Annotated in this window: 25 protein-coding genes and 1 other RNA gene; 20 read left to right on the forward strand and 6 right to left on the reverse strand. The window is 59.1% G+C overall.

Annotation, left to right across the window (positions count from 1 at the left end):
- Window positions 1–12: 12 nt before the first annotated feature.
- On the reverse strand, window positions 13–1,248 hold the full coding sequence (locus JQN68_RS08295) for a M48 family metallopeptidase (protein ID WP_225071896.1): 1,236 nt from the start codon (window positions 1,246–1,248) through the stop codon (window positions 13–15).
- A gap of 184 nt (window positions 1,249–1,432) precedes the next feature.
- Here JQN68_RS08295 and JQN68_RS08300 point away from each other — a divergent pair, with 184 nt between their 5' ends.
- Entirely contained in the window at window positions 1,433–2,788 is a 1,356-nt protein-coding gene (locus JQN68_RS08300; protein ID WP_225071895.1) for a radical SAM/SPASM family putative metalloenzyme maturase, read from the forward strand.
- A gap of 13 nt (window positions 2,789–2,801) precedes the next feature.
- Here JQN68_RS08300 and JQN68_RS08305 read toward each other — a convergent pair whose 3' ends face one another.
- The 3 genes from JQN68_RS08305 to JQN68_RS08315 are packed head-to-tail and all read right to left on the reverse strand — an operon-like array spanning window position 2,802 to window position 6,027.
- Window positions 2,802–3,977 (reverse strand): SpoIIE family protein phosphatase, encoded by a 1,176-nt coding sequence (locus JQN68_RS08305; protein ID WP_225071894.1) that lies wholly within the window; start codon window positions 3,975–3,977, stop codon window positions 2,802–2,804.
- A gap of 19 nt (window positions 3,978–3,996) precedes the next feature.
- Window positions 3,997–5,766: a [Fe-Fe] hydrogenase large subunit C-terminal domain-containing protein gene (locus JQN68_RS08310; protein ID WP_225071893.1), complete on the reverse strand. Its 1,770-nt coding sequence runs from the start codon at window positions 5,764–5,766 to the stop codon at window positions 3,997–3,999.
- Between the two features lie 6 nt (window positions 5,767–5,772).
- Complete coding sequence (locus tag JQN68_RS08315; protein ID WP_225071892.1) at window positions 5,773–6,027, reverse strand: (2Fe-2S) ferredoxin domain-containing protein; 255 nt, start codon at window positions 6,025–6,027, stop codon at window positions 5,773–5,775.
- 535 nt (window positions 6,028–6,562) lie between these two features.
- Between JQN68_RS08315 and panB the strand changes: the two genes are divergently transcribed.
- From panB to JQN68_RS08400, 18 genes are all read left to right on the forward strand, one after another.
- Entirely contained in the window at window positions 6,563–7,366 is an 804-nt protein-coding gene (gene panB, locus JQN68_RS08320) for a 3-methyl-2-oxobutanoate hydroxymethyltransferase (RefSeq protein WP_225071891.1), read from the forward strand.
- A gap of 36 nt (window positions 7,367–7,402) precedes the next feature.
- Window positions 7,403–8,263, forward strand: a complete 861-nt coding sequence (panC, locus tag JQN68_RS08325) for a pantoate--beta-alanine ligase (protein ID WP_225071890.1) — start codon at window positions 7,403–7,405, stop codon at window positions 8,261–8,263.
- Window positions 8,260–8,655 carry an aspartate 1-decarboxylase gene (gene panD, locus JQN68_RS08330; RefSeq protein WP_225071889.1) on the forward strand — a complete coding sequence of 132 codons (396 nt, stop codon included), beginning with the start codon at window positions 8,260–8,262 and terminating at the stop codon, window positions 8,653–8,655. The genes panC and panD overlap by 4 nt, the downstream gene beginning before the upstream one ends.
- A 121-nt stretch (window positions 8,656–8,776) precedes the next feature.
- A complete protein-coding gene (locus tag JQN68_RS08335; protein ID WP_225071888.1) occupies window positions 8,777–10,066 on the forward strand; it encodes an amidohydrolase family protein in 1,290 nt (429 codons plus the stop codon).
- A 63-nt stretch (window positions 10,067–10,129) separates the two neighbouring features.
- On the forward strand, window positions 10,130–10,810 hold the full coding sequence (locus JQN68_RS08340; protein WP_225071887.1) for a DUF502 domain-containing protein: 681 nt from the start codon (window positions 10,130–10,132) through the stop codon (window positions 10,808–10,810).
- Window positions 10,811–10,846: 36 nt separating this feature from the next.
- Entirely contained in the window at window positions 10,847–11,317 is a 471-nt protein-coding gene (locus tag JQN68_RS08345) for a SoxR reducing system RseC family protein (RefSeq protein WP_225071886.1), read from the forward strand.
- Window positions 11,307–11,762, forward strand: a complete 456-nt coding sequence (smpB, locus tag JQN68_RS08350) for an SsrA-binding protein SmpB (protein ID WP_225071885.1) — start codon at window positions 11,307–11,309, stop codon at window positions 11,760–11,762. The genes JQN68_RS08345 and smpB overlap by 11 nt, the downstream gene beginning before the upstream one ends.
- Before the next feature lie 132 nt (window positions 11,763–11,894).
- Window positions 11,895–12,252, forward strand: a transfer-messenger RNA (tmRNA) gene (gene ssrA / locus JQN68_RS08355).
- A 154-nt stretch (window positions 12,253–12,406) separates the two neighbouring features.
- Window positions 12,407–12,655, forward strand: coding sequence for a GIY-YIG nuclease family protein (locus tag JQN68_RS08360; protein ID WP_283775460.1), 249 nt, complete (start codon window positions 12,407–12,409; stop codon window positions 12,653–12,655).
- A 450-nt stretch (window positions 12,656–13,105) separates the two neighbouring features.
- Window positions 13,106–13,315: a helix-turn-helix domain-containing protein gene (locus JQN68_RS08365; RefSeq protein WP_225071883.1), complete on the forward strand. Its 210-nt coding sequence runs from the start codon at window positions 13,106–13,108 to the stop codon at window positions 13,313–13,315.
- On the forward strand, window positions 13,312–13,788 hold the full coding sequence (locus JQN68_RS08370) for a hypothetical protein (RefSeq protein ID WP_225071882.1): 477 nt from the start codon (window positions 13,312–13,314) through the stop codon (window positions 13,786–13,788). Before JQN68_RS08365 ends, JQN68_RS08370 begins: the two co-directional genes overlap by 4 nt.
- A 72-nt stretch (window positions 13,789–13,860) precedes the next feature.
- Window positions 13,861–13,968, forward strand: a complete 108-nt coding sequence (locus tag JQN68_RS14725) for an aminopeptidase (protein WP_349632305.1) — start codon at window positions 13,861–13,863, stop codon at window positions 13,966–13,968.
- Window positions 13,965–14,150: a hypothetical protein gene (locus tag JQN68_RS08375; RefSeq protein ID WP_225071880.1), complete on the forward strand. Its 186-nt coding sequence runs from the start codon at window positions 13,965–13,967 to the stop codon at window positions 14,148–14,150. The genes JQN68_RS14725 and JQN68_RS08375 overlap by 4 nt, the downstream gene beginning before the upstream one ends.
- A gap of 8 nt (window positions 14,151–14,158) precedes the next feature.
- On the forward strand, window positions 14,159–15,172 hold the full coding sequence (locus JQN68_RS08380; RefSeq protein WP_349632307.1) for a Fic family protein: 1,014 nt from the start codon (window positions 14,159–14,161) through the stop codon (window positions 15,170–15,172).
- Between the two features lie 84 nt (window positions 15,173–15,256).
- Window positions 15,257–15,589: a hypothetical protein gene (locus JQN68_RS08385; RefSeq protein WP_225071878.1), complete on the forward strand. Its 333-nt coding sequence runs from the start codon at window positions 15,257–15,259 to the stop codon at window positions 15,587–15,589.
- A gap of 9 nt (window positions 15,590–15,598) precedes the next feature.
- Window positions 15,599–16,000, forward strand: a complete 402-nt coding sequence (locus JQN68_RS14860) for a hypothetical protein (protein WP_225071877.1) — start codon at window positions 15,599–15,601, stop codon at window positions 15,998–16,000.
- Window positions 16,000–16,590 (forward strand): plasmid pRiA4b ORF-3 family protein, encoded by a 591-nt coding sequence (locus tag JQN68_RS08395; protein WP_225071876.1) that lies wholly within the window; start codon window positions 16,000–16,002, stop codon window positions 16,588–16,590. The genes JQN68_RS14860 and JQN68_RS08395 overlap by 1 nt, the downstream gene beginning before the upstream one ends.
- Window positions 16,587–17,666, forward strand: coding sequence for a virulence RhuM family protein (locus tag JQN68_RS08400; protein ID WP_225071875.1), 1,080 nt, complete (start codon window positions 16,587–16,589; stop codon window positions 17,664–17,666). Before JQN68_RS08395 ends, JQN68_RS08400 begins: the two co-directional genes overlap by 4 nt.
- Window positions 17,667–17,780: 114 nt before the next feature.
- Here JQN68_RS08400 and JQN68_RS08405 read toward each other — a convergent pair whose 3' ends face one another.
- Complete coding sequence (locus tag JQN68_RS08405) at window positions 17,781–18,209, reverse strand: ATP-binding protein (RefSeq protein ID WP_249621111.1); 429 nt, start codon at window positions 18,207–18,209, stop codon at window positions 17,781–17,783.
- A 61-nt stretch (window positions 18,210–18,270) separates the two neighbouring features.
- Between JQN68_RS08405 and JQN68_RS08410 the strand changes: the two genes are divergently transcribed.
- Window positions 18,271–18,588, forward strand: coding sequence for a class I SAM-dependent methyltransferase (locus tag JQN68_RS08410; protein WP_249621112.1), 318 nt, complete (start codon window positions 18,271–18,273; stop codon window positions 18,586–18,588).
- On the opposite strand, the gene JQN68_RS08415 is transcribed toward JQN68_RS08410, so the two are convergent.
- Window positions 18,583–19,302 (reverse strand): hypothetical protein, encoded by a 720-nt coding sequence (locus JQN68_RS08415; protein WP_225071872.1) that lies wholly within the window; start codon window positions 19,300–19,302, stop codon window positions 18,583–18,585. The two genes, JQN68_RS08410 and JQN68_RS08415, sit on opposite strands and share 6 nt — an antisense overlap.
- Window positions 19,303–19,976 lie beyond the last annotated feature (674 nt).

Genomic DNA, 19,976 nt, shown 5'->3' on the forward strand with positions numbered 1-19,976 from the left:
TCGGCGCGAGCATTATCCGTTGCGGTCGCGCAGCGCTTCCAGACGTTCTACCAGGGGCGGATGGGAATAGTTGAACCAGACGTACCAAGGGTGGGGATGCAGGGCAATCAGGTTGTCGCGAGCCAGTTTGACCAGGGCATCGGCCAGACGATCGGGGCGCCCGGTCAGGTGTCGGGCAAAGACATCGGCCTGCCATTCCTGGCGGCGTGCCAGGCCATTGCCCAGAGGAGCTAGAAAAAAGCCCGCCAGATGCATCAGCAGCAAAAGCAGCAGGCCTTGGGCGGCCGGCGAGGCGGTATTCAACCCGACCAGGCCCGGCAAGCCGCCCCAGAGCCAGAGACGCTGAGCGAGAAGGAACCCGGCCAGGGTGACCAAGGCGTGCCACAGAAACCGATAGCGCAGATGGTGGTGGCGCCAGTGCCCCATTTCGTGGGCCAATACAGCGAGGATTTCGTCCGGTTGGAAATGGTTCAACAGGTTGTCGTAGAGCACGATGCGCCGCTGGCGACCGAGCCCGGCAAAGTAGGCGTTGCTGTGTCGACTGCGGCGAGAAGCATCGACACTGAGGATCCGCGCCCCAGCCAGTCCCGCCGTGTCGGCCAGCTGTTGGATGGACCGCAGCAAATCCGGTTGGGTCAGGGGGCGGAAGCGATGGAACAACGGCTCGATGAGCCAGGGGGCGAGCCAGATCAGGGCGGCGGAAAACAGGGTCAATCCGGTCCAGCCCCACAACCACCAGCTGTCGGGCCGCCATAGCAGCAGCGCCGGGAAGGCGGCACCGGCCAGCCCGGCAAAAAACAGGGCCAGCAGAGTGGCCTTGATGGCATCGGCCAACCACAATTGGCGGCTCATGGTATTGAAGCCGTAGCGTTCTTCGAGGCGAAACTGGCGATACCAGGCAAAGGGCGCGGCCACCAGCAGGCGCAGGGCCAGCAGTCCGCAGGCAAACACCATGCCCTGCATCGGCAGCGCGGGCCAATGGGCGAGGAGCAGGGCGTCATAACGGCCCAGCCCGCCACCGAAAAGAAACACCAACCAGAGGGCGGCACACAACAGCGTTTCGCTGCGCGCCAGGAGCGTTCGCGCCCGATGATAGGCTTGTCCCCGCCGGACCCGCTCCGGCGTCAGAAGGTCGGCCAATATCGCCGGCACCTCCGCCGCATGCCGTTGCTGGTGAACCTGATTGACCACATCGAGCAGCAAGTCGGCCACCAAAACGCCTAGACAGGCCATCAACAAGGGAATCATTTTGTTCCCATCCTCCTTCCAGAACCGGTTTCGGTTCAGGGTTTGCCTCGGCGGATGATTGTGCTATGAATAGCGCGCTTAACTTGATTCCGGTCAAGGCCGCCATGGCTTTGCGATGTTATGCTGCAGTCAAATGAATCGGGAGAACTCAAAGACAAGCGGGACTATTTCCCCCGGAGGAACCATGAACGTCAATAATTGTCAGTTCCTTGAGGCAGCCGGCGAGATGGAGCCGGCACTGCGCCAGACACCCAGCAAGCTGTATGTGGAAACGACCACTCATTGTAACTTGCGCTGTCCCATGTGTGTCAAGCAGGCCCGGGACAGCCGGGTTATCGATAACGATATGACGCCGGAAATCTATTCCGCTCTGGTGCCGGCTTTTCCCTACCTGGAATCCCTGGTGCTCAACGGCATCGGCGAACCGCTCATGCATCCCCATCTGCTGGACTTTGTCCGCCAGGCGCGCGAGGCCATGCCGGATGAAGCCTGGATCGGCTTTCAATCCAACGGCCTGTTGCTGGATGGACCAACCGCGGACGCGCTGGTTTCAGCCGGCTTGGACCGCATCTGTCTGTCCGTGGACGGGGTTCGCCCGGAAACCTTCAGCAAGGTGCGGGAAGGAGAGGAGCTCAGCGACATGGACCGGGCGTTTCGGGTCCTGGGCGAGGCGCGTTGGCGGCATGCCGGCGCCCGACTCCGGATCGGTGCGGAGTTCGTCGCCATGCGGGAAAATTTTCGGCAGTTGCCGGATACCCTGCGCTGGGTCGCCGCGCGCGGCGCCGATTTGTTCATCGTGACCCACGCTTTGCCCTATGATGCGGCGCAAACCGGTCAGGCCTTGTTCCATAACGCCACCGACGCCGCCGTGGAACTGTTCGAGACCTGGGAAAAGACCATGGCCGAGCAGGGGCTGGACATACGGCTTTACGACTACATGGTCTGGGAAAAAGAACGGATCGCACCGGACACCATCGACCCGCGGATTCGCAAGGTCAACAACCTGGTGACCAAGATGCGGGCCGAAGCCCGCCAAAAGGATATCTTCATGGATGTCCTGCGGTTATTGAAAAGGGATGCGGTGTTGGCGGCGGAAATTCAAGAAGTGTTCGAGGAGACGCGCGAGCTGGCCGAGGGGATGGGTATCGAGTTGCGCCTGCCTGCGGTTGTGCCGCGCGTCGAACGCAAGTGCGATTTCATCACCGGCGGATCAGCCTTTGTCTCCTGGGATGGGGATGTGCATCCCTGCTACTTCCTCTGGCATCAATATCGTTGTCATATCAACGACTGGGACAAGCTGGTCAAACCCAAGGCGTTCGGCAATGTGCTGCGCAAACCGTTGCTCGACATTTGGAATGACGAGGCTTTCCACGGCTTCCGGGCCAATGTGCTGAATTTCGATTACCCCTTCTGTTCCAATTGCGGCGTGGCGCCCTGCGACCTGGTTCAGGCGGAAGATTTTGCCCAGGATTGCTTCGCTTCCGAGGAACCCTGCGGTGCCTGCCCATGGGGCTTGGGGTTGTTGCAATGCCTGCAGTAGCAGATTTTATTGGCTAGAGATAGCGAATCTCCACCTCTTTCAAATACTTCTTCTCCAGTACCTGGGCGATGCGTTTGATGATGTTGCGGCGAATCTCCAGGTCTTCGGGATGCTGGGGATCCTGGTGGGCTTCGTTGATCTTGGTGCCGACCATGAACTGAATGCTGTCGCTGTCGCGCAGCAGGTTGGTCAGACGGGCGGCGCCGTTCTGTTCCAGGGGGGCTTCCCCCGCTTCCAGAAGTTGCGCCGTCCGCGTCAGGGTGAGGATGCCTTCAGTGATCAGGTCGACGCCGTCCATGTAGGAGATGGGCGGAATGCCGCGGGCGCAGGTGGCCAGGTCGGTGACGATTTCCCGACCGGTTTCCCGTGCGATGATCTCGGCCGAGGTGCCGCCGCAGATCACTTTGCGGCCGCGAAAGGCATTGAACTGGAAAGCGTATTCGCGATCCCGGTCCTTGATGAAGGGCGGCCCGGTCATGAGCAGGGTGCGGCGCGGTACCCGGAAATAAAAGACCGCGGCGGTCATGTCGTCGCCCGGTTTCAGGTCATGTTCCAGGCTCAGGGCCTTGTCGAGAATGCCCTGGGCCAAGGTGCGGGCGGAGATGCCCGGTTCCCGGGCGATGCGGCCCAGCACGAAATTGGCGCAACCCTGGCGCCGCCAACCGAGTTTGAAATTGTCCGAACCGAGACCGGCCTGGGTGATGCCGTCCGACAGCAGGATCAGGCGATCCTGCGGCTGCACATCCAGCTCATAGAGGCGCAGCAGCCGGTTCTGGTGGCGCGGCGACCAGACCTCCCGGTAGTCCAGGTTCTGCAGTTCGCCGTTGCGAATCAGCAGGAAAGCCGGGTTGTCCATCTCGATGATGCGGGCGCCGTTGCCGGGCAGATAATCGACGATGGTGAAGGTTGCATAGCTGATCTTGCGCTGCTGGCAGACCGGCAGGGCGTCCATCATGATTTCCGCCGAAGGGACGATGGCCTGATTGCTGGTGATGAACTTCAGGGCCATGGAAGCGGTCATGTTGGACAGAATGCCCGCCTTGACGCCGTGTCCCAGGCCGTCGGAAAGCACCGCGACAATCCGGTTGCGGGTGCCGATTTTCTGCATGCGAAACGCGTCCCCGCAAATATCCTCGCCTTTGCAGTTGTATTGCGACGCTTCGATTTCGACAAATAGCGTACCGTTCATGGTTGCGTTGACTCTGGCGTTAAAGGGTGAGTTCCGGAGGCGCGTTGCGGTCGGCATCCTCCGCACTGCCGGCGTTGGGAGTGAACCCCTGCACCAGGGTGCGCAGCAGGATTTCCGTTTCGGCCATGTTTTCACCAAGGCGGCAGGCAATCTCCTGAACGGTTTTCAGGTTTTTATGAATGACTTCGCGGGCCCGGCGGACGATGAGTTCGCGGGGCATTTCGTGCGCGGTCACGTCGCTGATGACGCCACCCACCACCTGGCCGGGATCGATGGGGAAGATGGTGACCTGAAAGATGCACTCGGCGACATGCAGGGCATCGTGCTGCAGGGGGCAGTCGCTGTCCAGCACCTGGCGGAACAGATGGGTAAAGGGCAGAATCTGCTCCAGCACCGCGCCCTTGAGTCCCGGACAGACGTCGTAGGCGGCCACCAGATCTTCGCTGAACAGTTCGGCAAAACGCCGGTTGCAGTCGACCACCTTCATGTCGCTGTCGACCAGCACGATGGCCGAAGGAATGCAATGCAGCAGGGCATTGGCCTTGCGCAGGGCCTCGCCCTTCAGGTAGGAGAGGCACATGGCGGCTTCGGCGTGGCCGTTGAGCAGCGAGCGGGCGAACTCCCGACAGGTTTCGTAACCGCAGCCGCCGCAGTTCAGTTCGTCTTCGACATGCTCCTTGCCGATCTGGCGCAGGGCGTAGCGAATCTGCTGTTCGCTGAACTGCTTGGCCGGCAGGGCCTGATCGCAGAGGAACTCGTCGATGTCATGCCGGGGCAAACGGTTGATGGGAGTGGCCGGCACCTTGGCGCGGGAGATGATGTCCTGCCATTGCTGCAGGCTGCCCTGGCGGACGCTGGCACAGGGGCCGTTGATGCAGCCGCCGCGGCAGGCCAACAACTCCAGGAAGATGGGCTGCGTCAGTTGTTCGGGGCGGATGCCCAGCAGCACCCGTTCGATGCCGGTGACCCCGGCGACGGTGCTGTAGCGGGCCGGATTGCTGCCGGCCTGCATGCGGATGGTATCGATCATGCCCCCTTCGATGGGATAGAGCGCCCCTTCCAGGGAACTTTCCGGAACGAAGCGATCCTCCTCGCGCGGCGTCAGGGCGGCCGGATCGATGTCGGCATCCTCGAACCACTGCCTGAGATCGGTGAAGGTGATGACGGCATCGAGGAGTTCCGGGTGGCGGTCGCCCTCATTCTTTTTAGCACCGCAGGGGCCGATGAATATGACGCCGATGTCGTTGCCGAACTCCTCCCGCAGCATGATGCAATGGGTCAGCAGGGGCGAGAAGACCGAGGTCACGGAATCGCTCAGTTCCGGCAGATATTTCTGGACGTAGGTGACCGCCGCCGGGCACGCCGAGGACAGAAACAGCTTGCGGCGGTTTTCGGCCAGTTCCACGGCCACCCGTGTTGAGACCTCCTGGGCGCCGAGGGCCGTTTCGCTGACCCCGGCAAAGCCCAGGGCGTGCAGGGCGGCAATCAGGTTACCAACGGGCAGTTCGGGAAATTCGCTGGCATAGGACGGTGCGATGGAGACGTAGTAATCCCGGTTCTGACGCAGCAGATGCTTGACACGGTCCAGGTCATCCCGGACCCGTTTGGCCTTGGCCGGGCAGATACGCACGCAGGTACCGCAGGCCACGCACATCTCCGGCACGATCTTGGCTTGGCCGTCCGCAACCTTGATGGCCTTGACCGGGCAATAGCGGACGCATTTCGAACAGTCCTTGCACTCGGTCTCACGGGTATAGATGGGCGGCTGGTTGGGCTGGAACAGCGGCATGGCGGATTATTCTCCCTTGGATTTAATCAGCTGATCCTCCAGAACCTCCAGCAGATCGCCCTTGTCCATATGGGATATCACCTGGTGTTCAATGCGGATGTTCGGGCCGTGACTGCAGCGCCCCTCACAGCGACTGCCGCGCAGATCCACCTCTTCGGTCAAGTCGTGCTGGTTGATGAATTCTTCGATGGTTTCGAGGTTCCGGTCGTTGCCGCGACTGAAACAGGAACTGCCCATGCAGATAATGATCTGTTTTTTCATCAATCGCTCTCCTTCTATGATGGCCGGATGCCGAAGTATCGCGTCGACATTAACACTCGCCCTCCGGAAAACACCGTCAACCCGGTTTTTCTTTCAGCATGAGTACACAACAAACATAAGGGTTTTCGAGCCCTTCACGTTTATCTTCTGCACATTTCCGTCAACTATAAGATGAAATCAAAGCCTAAAACAAGGGGGTTTTTGATGAGATCAAATAGGTCGATAAGGGGCATCCAATACGGACCGCGTCGGCTTGGAAAATAGCCTTTTCTGAGGAAAATGATGGACTTTTTTTGCGCTTTGTGCTAGTCAGAGGCTCTCAATTCGAAGCTCGTGGCGGTGGGCCCGGAACTCGTGCTGGAGCCTGCCAAGCCGCCATGACCCTTCAGTCAGGTAGGACCGCCTGGATCCGTGGGACCGGGACGGGGGACGATTGCGACGGCGAAACAGGCTTTTCGTCGGTCAGGCAGGGGTCTTTCGGACGGTGTCCGGGGACCTTTTTTTATTTTGGGGCGGCAAGGATGCGGAGTGAATCATGGACAAGCGTGTGACTGTTCTGGATATCCAGCGCATGAAGGCGGAGGGCGAAAAGATCGCCATGCTGACCGCTTACGATTACCCCTTTGCCAGGTTGGTGGATGAGGCGGGCATCGACATGGTGCTGGTCGGGGATTCCGTAGGGTCGGTGGTCGCCGGGTACGACAATACCCTGCCGGTGACCATGGAGGAGATGCTGTACCATTCCCGGGCGGCGGCACGCGGTTTGCACAGAGCGTTGCTGGTAGTGGACATGCCCTTTCTTTCCTACCAGGTCGACCTCCGCGAAGCGCGGTTCAACGCCGGTCGTCTGGTCAAGGAGGGCGGCGCCCAGGCGGTTAAGTTGGAAGGGGGCGTCCCGGTGGCGGAAACCATTCGCGCCATCGTCGATATGGATATCCCGGTGGTCGGCCACATCGGTCTGACTCCGCAATCCATTCACCGCATGGGCGGCTACCGGGTGCAGGGCAAGCAGGATGAACAGGCCCGACAGTTGCTGCGGGATGCCCGGGCGGTCCAGGATGCGGGCGCCTTTGCCGTGGTGGTGGAAGGGGTGCCGGCCAACCTGGGGAAGGAGATCACCGCCAGTCTCGACATTCCCACCATCGGCATCGGCGCAGGCCCAGATTGCGACGGCCAAGTGCTGGTGCTGCACGATATCCTCGGCCTGTTCGACAAGTATGCGCCCAAGTTCGTCAAACGCTATGTCGACCTCTCGGTGCCCATCCGGCAGGGGGTCGGAGACTATGTCCGAGAGGTCAAGGACGGGGTGTTCCCCGGGCCGGAACACTGTTTCAAATAAGATTCAGATTGAACCGAATTGAGACGAGCATAACTCATGGAAATCATCACCCGGGTGGCCGAAATGCAGGCACGGGCCTCGGCCGCAAAAAAAAATGGGCAATCCATCGCCCTGGTGCCGACCATGGGCTTTCTGCACCAGGGGCATCTGTCTCTGATGCAGGAAGGCCGGCGTCGTGCCGACCTGCTGGTCGCGTCGGTGTTCGTCAACCCGACCCAGTTCGGGCCGCAGGAAGATTTTGCCAGCTATCCACGCGACCTGCAACGCGATGCCGAACTGGCCGCCGGGGCCGGGGTGGATTGGCTGTTCGTTCCCGAAGTTGACGACATGTACCCGCAGGGTTTCGCCACCGCGGTCACGGTGTCCGGCCTGACGGAGGTCTTGTGCGGTGCCAGTCGCCCCGGTCATTTCCAGGGCGTTACCACCGTGGTCTGCAAGCTGTTCGGTATCGTGCAGCCGCAGGTGGCCCTGTTCGGCCGCAAGGATTTCCAGCAACTGGCGGTCATCCGACGCATGACGCTTGATTTGAACCTGCCCGTCGAAATCATCGGCCTGCCCACCGTGCGGGAACCGGACGGCTTGGCCATGAGTTCCCGCAACGCCTATCTGTCGGCCGCCGAGCGCCGGCAGGCGCCGGCTTTGATCGATGCCTTGCAGCTGGCAAGTGCTGCGGTCAAAACCGGCGAGCGCAACGTGGAGCGGGTGCTGGCCCTGGTGCGCAACCGCATTGACCGGGAACCGGACGCCGTCATCGATTACGCCGTCATCTGCAACGGTACCACCTTGCAAGCCGTACCGGAGGTGGATGGCGACTCGGTGCTGCTGCTCGCCGTGCGCATCGGTCGCACCCGACTGATCGATAATCACACTCTCTTTGAGGAGGTTGACATACCATGAAACGCAAGATGCTTAAATCAAAAATTCACCGTGCCACGGTGACCGGCGCCGACCTGGATTACGAAGGCAGCATCACCATCGATCCGTTGTTGCTGAAGGCGGCCGACATTCTGCCCTATGAAGCGGTGGATATCTGGAACGTCACCTACGGCACCCGGTTTCAGACCTATGCCATCGAGGGCCAACCCGGCAGCGGGGTGATCTGCATCAATGGCGCCGCCGCGCGTCTGGTGTCCCGGGGCGACAAGGTCATCATCGCCAGCTGGCTGGAGATGGACCACGAGCAGGCCAAAACCTATGAGCCGAAGCTGGTTTTTGTCGATGAGCAGAACGTCGCCACGGCGCAGACCAAGGAAACGCCGGGGCAGGGCAATCTGCGGGCCGCCATCTGAGGTTCTTGACCCTGTACCCAGCCTGTCACAGTTGCTGCCGGGGGCCGGTTTTTCGGACCCCGGCACATCCGTCGCCTCATCCAGTTTGAGCTGACTCAAAACGCCCAAACCCGGTGCCGCCATGCCCCAGCCTGCCGCCGAAGCCGGAACCCCGATTCTCTATCGCGCCCGCTGCCTGGTCCCCATGGCCGGACCGCCCCTGGACGATGGCGGGTTGCTGGTGGCCGACGGAACGCTGGCCGCCGTCGGCCCCTTTGCCCAACTGGCCGCTGCGGGCCGGCACCAGCACTCCGTTGATTTGGGCGAAGTGGTGGTGCTGCCGCCCCTGGCCAACGCCCATACCCACCTGGAACTGACCCATTATCCTCGTTGGTCGGCCATCGATGCGCCTTTCTGGGGCGATTTTACCGACTGGCTGCTGCACCTGGTCGGGGTGTTGCGGGATATTCCCCCCCAGGATTTTGCTCCCTCCCTGGCCGATGGCCTGCAGACCCTGCTGCGGTTCGGTACCGGTGCCGTCGGCGATGTCCTGTCGCGACTGCCGGCCCGCAGCGCCTATCGCGGCACCCCATTGGCGGGGCGAGTGTTTCTGGAAGCACTGGGAGTTTTCGACGATCTGTTTCAGCGGCGGCTCAACCAGTTGCGGCCGGTTCTGACTCGCAGACCCGCCGCGGGGCTTGACTACGGCCTCACGCCGCATGCCCCCTATACCCTGACTCAAAAGAGCTTGGGCCGTTGTCTTGAGCTGGCGCGACGCCATCATCTGCCGCTTGCCATGCACCTGGCGGAATCGCCGGCCGAAGTCCAACTCCTGGATTCCGGAGACGGACCTTTGGCGGAGCGCTTCTACCCGGCCGTCGGCTGGCGGGAAAAAGTGCCGGCGGCCACCGGGCTCAGTCCGGTCGCCTGGCTGGTCAACGGCCGGGCGCTGCCTCCCGGCATGCTGCTGGTCCATGGTGTCCAGGTCGGGCCCGAAGATATCCCTCTGCTCACCGGCCACGGGGTCACGGTGGTGCTTTGCCCCCGCTCCAACGAACAGCTCGGGGTCGGCACGGCGCCCGTCGCTGACTATCTGGCCGCCGGGGTGCCCCTGGCCCTCGGTACCGACAGCCTGGCCAGCAGCGGCTCTTTGTCCCTTTGGGATGAAATGGCTGCCGCCCGCCGTCTTTATGGGGGCTGCCTAACCCCACCGCAACTGCTGCACCTGGCCACTCGCGATGGCGCCCGAGTCCTGGGCCTGGAGGGGCGCATGGGTACCCTCCAGGCCGGCTGGGGGGCGCATTTCCAGGCCCTGCGCCCCGATAGCCAACCGGCACCGGGTGAGCTGTTCGAATATCTGTGCAGTCCGAAACGCCCCGAAGAAATACAGGCCCTTTACCTGGATGGTCGAGAGGTCTTGCATTCCGGATAAAGGACTTTTATAATCAACTATTTGGTTGGCAAACCGGAAACTGATGAAGCGAGGACGGTAGCCATGCACGAATATCTCGGCAAACGGCTGAAACATTTTTTTCTGGCCGGGCTGCTGATTGTGGTGCCCCTCGGCCTGACCATGTTGTCGGTACGTTGGGTCATCGGATTTCTGGACGGCCTGCTGGTGCGGTTGTTGCCGGTGGCCCTGCGACCGGAAGCGCTGTTCGGGTTTCCCGTGCCGGGGTTGGGTCTGCTGGCGACCTTTTTGCTCATCGTGCTGGTGGGCATGTTGGCCACCAATTATTTTGTTAAGGCCTTGCTGAACCGATCCGAAAACCTGATGGGACGCATTCCCCTGGTCAAGGGCATCTACTCCCTGTTCAAGCAGGTTACGGACACGGTTCTCAATGCCGAACGACAGAGTTTTCGCAAGGTAGTACTCATCGAGTATCCCCGCCGAGGGGTCTGGTCCCTGGGGTTCGTCACCGGAACCAGCGAGGGAGAGGTGCAGCGCCTTACCGCGCAACGCATGATCAACGTCTTCATGCCGACCACCCCCAACCCCACCTCGGGATTTTACATCCTGGTGCCCGAAGAGGATGCCCGGGTGCTCAACATGACCGTCGAAGAAGCCTTCAAGCTTATCGTATCCGGCGGGATGGTAACGCCGCCGGACCGTTTCCCCAGCCTGACGGCCATTAAACAAGAAGGTCGGCCGGCGAACAACAACGACCAGGCTTGATGGGGTCTGGCCTGGTGCCCCCGCTCACAGGACCGCATGCGTCACGAAACCGGCAATATCGTCGAAATCAAAGATGAAGGACAGGCCGTAGTGGCCTGCCGTCCGAGCCTGTTCTGTGCACGTTGTACTGTCCTGGGCGTCTGCCGCCGGGCCGAAGATGGGCGATTCCGGCTGGTGGCAGTGCATAATCCCCTTGGCGCCAGGCTCGGAGAGCGGGTGCGTTTGAGTTCCCCGCCCGGTCCGTTCTGGCTGAGCGTGACGCTGCTTCTGGTGCTGCCCCTGGCGGCCCTGCTGCTCGGTGCCCTGGTGGGAAAATTGGCCGGGGCCTTTCTGCCCTTGGGCATTCACCACGACCTGCTGGCCGCCGTCGCCGGCATCGGTGCCATGATCGGCAGCATTTATCTTGCCCGTTTCGGTATCCGGGCTTTTCCAAGGGTCACCTTCATGCCGGAGATTTGCGAAATTCTGCCCGGGGACGCCTACAGCGAAGACAACGATGGCTATTAAAATTATCGTCAACAACAAAAAAGCCTTTCACGATTACTTCATCGATGAAGTCTTCGAAGCCGGCATGGTATTGCTCGGCACCGAGGTCAAATCCCTGCGCCTGGGCAAGGCCAACCTGAAGGACGCCTTCTGCCGCATCAAGGACGGTGAAGTATTCGTCAACAACCTGCACATCAGCCCCTATGAATTCGGCAACCGGGAAAACCACGATCCGACCCGGGTACGTAAATTGCTGTTGAATCGCGCCGAAATCGACAAGATGACCCGCAAGGTCGAGGAGCGCGGTTTTTCCCTGATACCGACCAAACTCTATTTCAAGGAAGGTCGGGTCAAGATGGAGATCGGCCTGGCACGCGGCAAAAAGCTGCACGACAAGCGCGAAACCCTCAAGGGCAAGGAGGCCGAACGCGAAATGGCCCGCGCCCTGCGGGATGCCCATCGCTGAGTTGCAGGGGGATTTAACTGGCCATTATTGGGGTACACAGGCCGGGCTTGGTTTTTGAAGTCGGATATGAGATAATGATTTCGCTCGGAAAAAGCAGCGGTTCACAACAGCAATAACGCAATACACATCAATGGGGGTGACAAGGTTTCGACGGGGATTGGAAGCGAAGGTGGCATGCCGGGGACGCCAGTGGGCCTCGATAAAAAACTGGCACCAATACAAACGCCGACTCTGACGTTTCGTACGCACTGGCTGCTTAATTGCAGCCACGTCTTCTGTTTCATCGCCCGCGTGGGGCAGCAAGACGTCAATTCAGTGGGCTAGTTTCAGCAATCGTTCGCGCTGCTGAAGCGAAAATTCAGTGAACTCGCCTGATGCAGATCCTGTCGTTGGGAGCGGCAAAGGGTTAAATTCAATACAGCGACTAAGCATGTAGAAGCCTTGCGTGAAAGATTTTCGGACGCGGGTTCGATTCCCGCCACCTCCACCAGCCTACGCCAAGGCTTCGGCTGGCAAGCCAACAGCTTGTCAGTCGGAGCCTTTGGTTTATGGCGTAGGCTGCGCGCCATAGCTGCCGAAGTTTACGAAGGCGTCTAGCGCAGGCGGGCTTTCTTTACAGCGCACTGCTATCAATTCAATCAGGAATGCTCGTGAAGTACGTCTATCTGATGCAAAGCCTCTCCAACCCTGAACAGCGCTATACCGGCCTGACCAAAGACGTCGAGAAGCGGCTTGTTGCGCACAATGCCGGCCAATCAATCCACACCGCAAAATATCGCCCCTGGCGACTGGTTCTTACTTTGGCGTTCGCCGAAGACAGCAATGCCATTGCTTTTGAGAGGTACCTAAAGTCCGGTTCAGGTAGAGCTTTCGCCTCGAAGCATTTCTGGTAACACACAATCTCATCTCGTCCTCCCCCCCTATTATCCGGACCTCGTCCGGTTTCGTAAATTTTTTCCTGCAACCGCTGTTCGGCGGCATCAAAGGCAAACTGGTTGATACTCTTCATGATTCCGTCTGGCAGGTCGTTGATGTCCATGGTCAGTCGCTCCTCGTCCTAGTTTATGTCCTTACTTACCTGGTGGAAGCTGGATGTGTCGGAGCCGTACATAAAAAATCTTGGCTGCATATTTCACCGATTTGTCAGCGCAAGCTGGTCAATTCCCATGGCGTCGATTGAGTTCGCATAAATTCGGCCGAAAACGGCAAAGATCGTTTGACTTCGTACCAATGGCCTATGTATATTAAGGAAGTTTTCATCCTGAGGGAGGTGCGTCCAGCACCCTCCCGTTTCGCCTCTGGCGGATGTGGCCGCAAACCAAAACGCCCGTGGAGTTTTGAGCATGAACGCGATGGAAGACCGCTGGTTGTCGATAACCGAGATCTGCAAACACCTCGGGGTCAGTAATGACACCGTGTACAAATGGATCGACAAGCATGGCATGCCCGCGCACCGCATGGGCCGGCTCTGGAAGTTCAAGAAAAGCCAGGTGGATGCTTGGGTCGAATCCGGCGGCGCGGCGGAACCTGGACCGGGGGCGGAAAAACCATGAGCTACAACGAACAGGAAACCCGTTTCTTTCTGATCGATCCCGTCTTGCGGGACAAGGGATATAACGAACACCAGTGGATCAAGATGGAAACCCCCGCACCGGTGGAGCCGACCGGCCCGAAAGGCCGCCTTCGCAGGGGGGCAGGCCGCACCGATTATCCGCTCTGCTTGCAGGTGGGCGATATGCCCAAACCTTTGCCCGTGGGCGTTCTCGAAGCCAAGAAAGAGACGGAAGATCCCCTCAAGGGCATGCAACAGGCCAAGGGGTATGCCGATTGCCCGCGCTTCGAAGTAAAATATGTGTTTGCCACCAATGGCCATCTCTATGGCGAGTTCGATTTCTTCACCAACCTGCAGGGTGGACCGTTCCCCTTTGTTGATTTTCCGCCGCACCCGGATCTCTCCGCCCGTTACGCTGCGTGTGGCCGAACCGGTCGCCCACGGCGGGCACAACATTCCGGTGGCGGATATTGAGCGGCGCTTTCCGCGCAGCCTGAATCATTGCTGAACGACTTTGGCCATCGGGTTGATGGCTGCACCTGCTTCATGAACGACGGGGAAAGCCCGGTGTTGGTCTTCGAACAGCGCGGCCATGATCGCGATATCGTGCATGACGACTACTATCAGCTTCTGCTTAAGGAGGCCAAACGATGAACACCAAAAGCAAAACCACGACCTCCCCGGAAGGGCAGCGCCAGTTGGAAACGCTCCGCCAAGCCGTCGACAAGACCCTGGAGAAAAAGCGGCGGCTGGGGCAGTACGCCGTCACCTGGAAAGATGGCAAACCCGTCGTTCAGGGAGAGGATGCCCCGGGCACGAATGATGACTCCCGTTGAACGGTGAAATTTTGAGTGTCTATGAGCCACCCTACACCATCACCCCGGAGATCCTGAACCGGGTCGCCGCCATCAGTGAGGCCATTGGACGGCTGACCGTGCTCACCGATCCGGCGAGAGCCTTGCGCCTGCAGCGTGTCAACCGTATCCGCACCATCCACGGCTCGCTGGCTATCGAAGGCAACGCCCTGAGCGAGGCGCAGATCACCGCGATTCTCGAGGGCAAGCGGGTCATCGCCCCGCCCCGCGAGGTGCAGGAGGTGAAAAACGCCCTGGCCGCCTACGACCGGTTCGACACCTGGAAGCCCGAGGCGGAAAAAGACCTGCTGGAGGCGCACCGGATTATGATGTCCGGCCTGATCGACGAGGCAGGGCTGTATCGGCATGGCGGCGTAGGGGTGATGGCGGGAAGCCAGGTGATCCACATGGCCCCGCCCGCCGACCGGGTGCCGCATCTGATGGCCGACCTCTTCGGCTGGCTGGCCGCCACTGACGCCCATCCGCTCATCGCCAGCTCGGTCTTTCACTACGAGTTCGAATTCATCCACCCCTTTGCCGATGGCAACGGCCGCATGGGGCGGCTCTGGCAGAGCCTGATTCTGGCCCGCTGGAATCCCCTGTTCGCAGACATCCCGGTGGAAAGCCTGATCTTTGAGCACCAAGCCGAGTACTACCAGGCTATTCAGGAAAGCACCCAAAAGACCGATTCTGCGCCTTTCATCGCCTTCATGCTGCGGATGATCCTAGACACGGTGACCACCACCGCCCCCCAAGTCAGCCCTCAAGTCACCCCCCAAGTCGGCGAGCTGCTGGCGGCAATCGGGGGCGAGATGGGCCGCGAGGCACTGCAATCCGCACTGGGGCTTTCAGATCGCAAATCCTTCCGCGAGCGCTACCTCAAACCGGCCCTGGCCGAAGGCCTGATCGAGATGACCATCCCCGACAAGCCCAACAGCCGTTTGCAGAAATACCGCTTGACCGACAAGGGGCGGCAGTGGTTGGCACAGCACGGCGATGGATAACTTTGCGACAAACTCGCGACATGGCTTGTGACATCGAGCTGTGACACATTGGCGAGCCAGAGCGATGGAATTGAAAGGCATCCTATGAAACAGATAAAACCGTTTACCGGAAAATGGCGCATTGTCGAGATGGAGGTCTGGGATCAGGATTATGTCGACATGGAGGTGCCTGGATACATCCGCATCGGCTCGGACGGCACCGGACGGTTTCAGTTCGGCCTGGTCACCGGGGACATCGATGGCCGGGTGGAACAATGCGGTAATGCGCCACGTTTCGATTTTTCCTGGTCCGGGCAGGAAGAGAACGATCCGATCTGCGGTCGGGGCTGGGCGATCATCGAAAATGGCGAGCTGAATGGCCGCATCTATCTGCATCTGGCCGACGACTCCGCCTTTCGGGCCACAAAATCTGCGTGAGGCGTTGCCGTGAGTGAATATCAATATCTTGAGTTTCTCGCTGTCGACCGTCCCTTGACGGCTCGGGAGATGGACCACCTACGGGGCATTTCAACCCGGGCGCAAATCACTCCGGTCAGTTTCATCAACGAATACAGTTGGGGCGGACTGAAGGCCGACCCCCGCGATTTCATTCGGCGTTTTTTTGATGTCCATGTGTATCGCGACCACCTCTGGTCGCTTGGCGGCACTATCATCCGAGAGGTTTCACTGTACGAGGAGTATCAGGACGACCCGCTGGAGAAGCTGCGCGAATCGGTCGCTGATGACGGTATCTTGCCCGACCATTACGACCAGATGACCCAGGCCGAATTAAAAGCCTTCGAGCGTATGTGCCGCAGGTTCGAAAAATATTTAGGAGAACGCAAATAATGAGTCAACGTTTTTATCTGCTGAAAATGCAGCTGCTTGGCATCGAACCAGCAATCTGGCGGCGTTTTGTCGTGCCCGCCAGCATCACGCTGGACCGGCTGCACGACGTCATCCAGGTTGTCATGGGTTGGACCGACAGCCATCTTCACGAGTTCACCATCGGGAATAAACGCTACACAGAGTATCCGGAATCAAAGGATGACGGGCAGGCATGCGGCAGGTACCGTCTCGGGGATCTGATCAAACAGATAGGGCGCACTTTCCGCTATTGGTATGATTTCGGAGACGGCTGGGAACATGAACTTGTGCTTGAGGAAAGCCGATATTTCAATCCTGAACTGAGAATTCAACTGGCCTGCCTTGATGGTCAACGAGCCTGTCCACCAGAAGATGTGGGCGGCGTGCCCGGTTACTTTGAATTCTTAAATGCGTTGAAAGACCCGAACCACGAGGAACACGAAAGCTATACGGAATGGTCTGGTGGTAGCTTTGACAGTGAGCGATTTGATCCCGAAACGATCAACTGGGAGCTGATGAAATACCTCCGCTGGTCCCGGGACAGGTATCAAAACTGGGAAGGGATTGAATGAAAAAGAATAAGGATAAAGAAATAAGGAAGCCTCATAAAAAAGAGACGGCCATTGTTCGCTCTTCTGCAGCCGAATATCTGACCTTTGTCGCCGCTGGGGGAGGATCGGAAGCCAGCGTGGAAATGCGCTACGAGGACGAAAATATCTGGCTGACCCAGAAGATGATGGCGACCCTCTACGATGTTTCGGTGCCCGCCATCAACCAGCACCTGAAGCGCATTTTTGCCGACAACGAGCTCGAAGAAGAGGCAGTTGTTAAGCAGTACTTAACAACTGCCGCCGACGGCAAGAACTACCGGGTCAAGCACTACAACCTGCAGGCCATTATCGCCGTCGGCTTCAAGATCGAGAACGAGCGGGCAGTGCAGTTTCGCAAATGGGCCAACCAGATCGTCAAGGATTACACCATCCAGGGCTGGACCATGGATGTGGAGCGCCTCAAACGCGGCGGTAACCTGACCGATGAGTTTTTTGAGCGCCAACTAGAAAAAATCCGAGAGATTCGGCTTTCCGAGCGCAAGTTCTACCAGAAGATCACCGACATCTATGCCACCGCGCTCGATTACGACCCAACCGCCACGGCCACCAAGCGGTTTTTCGCCGCCGTGCAGAACAAGATGCACTACGCCATCCACGGTCAGACAGCGGCGGAGGTTATTGTAGGCCGAGCCGATCATCGTAAGGAAAACATGGGCCTGACCCATTGGGAAGGTGCGCCCCACGGGAAAATCCATCGATACGATGTCGCCATCGCCAAAAACTATCTCTCCGAGTTCGAGCTGGCCCAGATGCAGCGCATCGTCTCCGCCTACCTCGACATGGCCGAGCTTCAGGCCATGCGCAAAATCCCCATGACCATGGAAGACTGGGAAAAACGGTTGACGGGCTTCCTGAAACTCTGGGACCGGGAGATTCTGCAGGACGCGGGAAAGGTATCGGCCGAGCTGGCCAAAACCCATGCTGAAAGCGAATACGAAAAATACCGCATTGTGCAGGACCGGTTGTTTGAAAGCGATTTCGACCGATTGGTGAAGCAGATCGAATCCGCCGGAGAGGGAAAACCGGAGGAAGAATAAGGCGGCCACTTGAGGGCTGACTTGGGGGGTGAAACTTGCGACAAACTGGCGACACGGCTTGCGGCATGACTGGCGCAGCGATCAAGTACCGACCAAGTAACCGACCAAGTAACTTTACAGCTCCATCTCCAGCAGAAAACGCCAGACCGGCACCACCTGGATGGTACCAAAATTCACGGGGATGGTTTCATCGGTGCGCCAGGTAACGATGGTCCCCTCCGCCACCGCCAGCTCGACCGTGGCTTCGGAGAGGAAGCGGACCTCGCTCTGCCTGACGCGGAGGTCGGCCGGCGTGGCGCAGACCTGGATCAATAGCATGGCTCGCTTTTGTCCCGGCACTGACGGCAGCAGCGCGACAAGGTCCACCTCCCGGCCCGTCTTGGTCTTGTGATAGAAGATTTCCGGCGTCACACGACGCAGCGCGGTGAACGTTAGAATCGCGGGCATGTAATGAAAATCTATGGTGATGGTGTTATTACCCGCCATGGCACAATAGAATTGATAAAAAGAGGGACGTTGTATGGATGATTTCCGACTGCTCATAGACCTCCACCGGCCTGCCCAACGGCAAGGACCAGGCGGGGATGCTGAAACGAAACGGGCGATGGAGCTGGCCGGACTCGACCGGTCGCGCCCCTTGAAGATCGCGGATATTGGCTGCGGTACCGGTGCATCGACCATCCTCCTGGCCAAGGAACTGGATGCCCGCATCACCGCCGTGGACTTCCTGCCGGAGTTTCTCGACGAGCTTCAAATCAGGGCCAACAACCATGGCGTGGAGGATCGGATTACCACGCTGAACGCCTCCAGGAATGCCTTGCTGTTTGCGAAGGGGGAATTAGACCTTCCAGCAAAACAGGACCAGCACCACTTCGGCCACACGGGGCGGCTTGGACGTTGTCTTCGTCGAGAACGTCTATGACCCCGACCCTAGGGATGAAGAGGGAGCAAGGGTAATAGTGGTGGTTGGAACGCCCGGCAGGCCACTGGGCCCCTGGTAGTGCAGCAATACGAGGTCGCTGGCGCGGAACCAGTAATAGCCGCGTCCCAGCCAGGCAGCGGGACCGGTCAGGGAGATTTCCACCTTTTCGCTCACAACCTGTTGCCCCCCCAAGGCGAATAACTCTTTGCCCTGCTTGGTTGCCCTGACTTTGTGGGCGGTCAATTTATCCGGGCGCATGGTCCAGAACTCGGTGGAAGGCTGGGGTTGGGCCAAAAAAGCGCGCAAGGCAAAGGACAGCGCCTGGAACCATGGCGCCTGGTCTATGTCCAGGGTTCGCTCGATGGTTTTCCCATGCCTTTGTCCCTGCAGTAGGATTCTGTTACCTTCCCGTCTGGCCTGGATGCGGGTTCCGGTTTCCACATTGGTGAGGCTCCAAAGACGTGTAGCCATAGCCGTATCCATCAGGGTATGGTGTTCTTCGACCAAGCTGACCGTTCGCAGCAGGTAACCTTCACGATTTTCAAGTATCCAGGTAAAATGTTCCTTTTTGTCCCCAGATTGCTGCTGGTAGCGGTGTTTTTCCGTCATATCCGCTTCCGCCCAGGAGGTGGCCAGCAGGATCGCAAACAGGTTCACCAGGATGAGCCAGCCTGTACGGCCGCCAGGCAGGCCATGGATATTCCGAATTTTCATCTGCAGGATCCCTTTGCCTCCTCCGATTCTTCCGCCTGCTGCACGGTTTCATTGCCACAACATGCCCTGTCTGTGTTTGTCTTGTGTTTGGAAATCATGATCAAACGGGTAAAGCACTTAAGAGAATCGCAATGCTTTTTTTCCCGAGAAAAGGCATAGGTAGAAATTTTTTCTGTATGGGGCAGGAACAACTCGGATTTCTCCTTAACCAAGCTATCGGGACCCGGTTTGTCGACAATTTCCCGGCCGAGTTGCTTTACCGCAGGCTTTGTTGGATGGATAGATCCGATTTTCTCCTCTTGGATGATGGTAGGCCTGACTGCTCGATTTCTCTCAACCCCGCCGCCATCAATTGATCCGGCCGGTGGTCTGAGTCATCTCAACGATGCTTTGCACCGCATCGCAGAGGCCCCGGTTGGTCGGTGCAAAGGCCCGTTCCATCGGAAAATCCCGGGTCGTGATAGCCAGTTGTTGGTTGGAGATGACAATGTGGGAATCACCAAATTTCTGAAGTTCCTGGAATCCTCTCTCGACTTGTTCTGCCCGCTTTCTCCCCTCAAAGGCCAAGGCATGGTAACTACCCCGACGTTTCCACTGCCCGACTCCTTGCCCGCCATGGCAACAGCGGGGGCGGCTCCGGTCCCCTTGGCCTCCCCCATGTCGACCAAATAAAG

It is taken from the genome of Desulfuromonas sp. CSMB_57 (assembly GCF_020194955.2).
Lineage (GTDB): Bacteria > Desulfobacterota > Desulfuromonadia > Desulfuromonadales > Syntrophotaleaceae > JAFCIY02.

Coding starts and splice junctions, on each gene's coding strand:
- JQN68_RS08295 (WP_225071896.1), bottom strand. CDS start 1,248: ATGATTCCCTTGTTGATGGCCTGTCTAGGCGTTTTGGTGGCCGACTTG.
- JQN68_RS08300 (WP_225071895.1), top strand. CDS start 1,433: ATGAACGTCAATAATTGTCAGTTCCTTGAGGCAGCCGGCGAGATGGAG.
- JQN68_RS08305 (WP_225071894.1), bottom strand. CDS start 3,977: ATGAACGGTACGCTATTTGTCGAAATCGAAGCGTCGCAATACAACTGC.
- JQN68_RS08310 (WP_225071893.1), bottom strand. CDS start 5,766: ATGCCGCTGTTCCAGCCCAACCAGCCGCCCATCTATACCCGTGAGACC.
- JQN68_RS08315 (WP_225071892.1), bottom strand. CDS start 6,027: ATGAAAAAACAGATCATTATCTGCATGGGCAGTTCCTGTTTCAGTCGC.
- panB (WP_225071891.1), top strand. CDS start 6,563: ATGGACAAGCGTGTGACTGTTCTGGATATCCAGCGCATGAAGGCGGAG.
- panC (WP_225071890.1), top strand. CDS start 7,403: ATGGAAATCATCACCCGGGTGGCCGAAATGCAGGCACGGGCCTCGGCC.
- panD (WP_225071889.1), top strand. CDS start 8,260: ATGAAACGCAAGATGCTTAAATCAAAAATTCACCGTGCCACGGTGACC.
- JQN68_RS08335 (WP_225071888.1), top strand. CDS start 8,777: ATGCCCCAGCCTGCCGCCGAAGCCGGAACCCCGATTCTCTATCGCGCC.
- JQN68_RS08340 (WP_225071887.1), top strand. CDS start 10,130: ATGCACGAATATCTCGGCAAACGGCTGAAACATTTTTTTCTGGCCGGG.
- JQN68_RS08345 (WP_225071886.1), top strand. CDS start 10,847: ATGCGTCACGAAACCGGCAATATCGTCGAAATCAAAGATGAAGGACAG.
- smpB (WP_225071885.1), top strand. CDS start 11,307: ATGGCTATTAAAATTATCGTCAACAACAAAAAAGCCTTTCACGATTAC.
- JQN68_RS08360 (WP_283775460.1), top strand. CDS start 12,407: ATGCTCGTGAAGTACGTCTATCTGATGCAAAGCCTCTCCAACCCTGAA.
- JQN68_RS08365 (WP_225071883.1), top strand. CDS start 13,106: ATGAACGCGATGGAAGACCGCTGGTTGTCGATAACCGAGATCTGCAAA.
- JQN68_RS08370 (WP_225071882.1), top strand. CDS start 13,312: ATGAGCTACAACGAACAGGAAACCCGTTTCTTTCTGATCGATCCCGTC.
- JQN68_RS14725 (WP_349632305.1), top strand. CDS start 13,861: ATGAACGACGGGGAAAGCCCGGTGTTGGTCTTCGAACAGCGCGGCCAT.
- JQN68_RS08375 (WP_225071880.1), top strand. CDS start 13,965: ATGAACACCAAAAGCAAAACCACGACCTCCCCGGAAGGGCAGCGCCAG.
- JQN68_RS08385 (WP_225071878.1), top strand. CDS start 15,257: ATGAAACAGATAAAACCGTTTACCGGAAAATGGCGCATTGTCGAGATG.
- JQN68_RS08395 (WP_225071876.1), top strand. CDS start 16,000: ATGAGTCAACGTTTTTATCTGCTGAAAATGCAGCTGCTTGGCATCGAA.
- JQN68_RS08400 (WP_225071875.1), top strand. CDS start 16,587: ATGAAAAAGAATAAGGATAAAGAAATAAGGAAGCCTCATAAAAAAGAG.
- JQN68_RS08405 (WP_249621111.1), bottom strand. CDS start 18,209: ATGAGCAGTCGGAAATCATCCATACAACGTCCCTCTTTTTATCAATTC.
- JQN68_RS08410 (WP_249621112.1), top strand. CDS start 18,271: ATGGAGCTGGCCGGACTCGACCGGTCGCGCCCCTTGAAGATCGCGGAT.
- JQN68_RS08415 (WP_225071872.1), bottom strand. CDS start 19,302: ATGAAAATTCGGAATATCCATGGCCTGCCTGGCGGCCGTACAGGCTGG.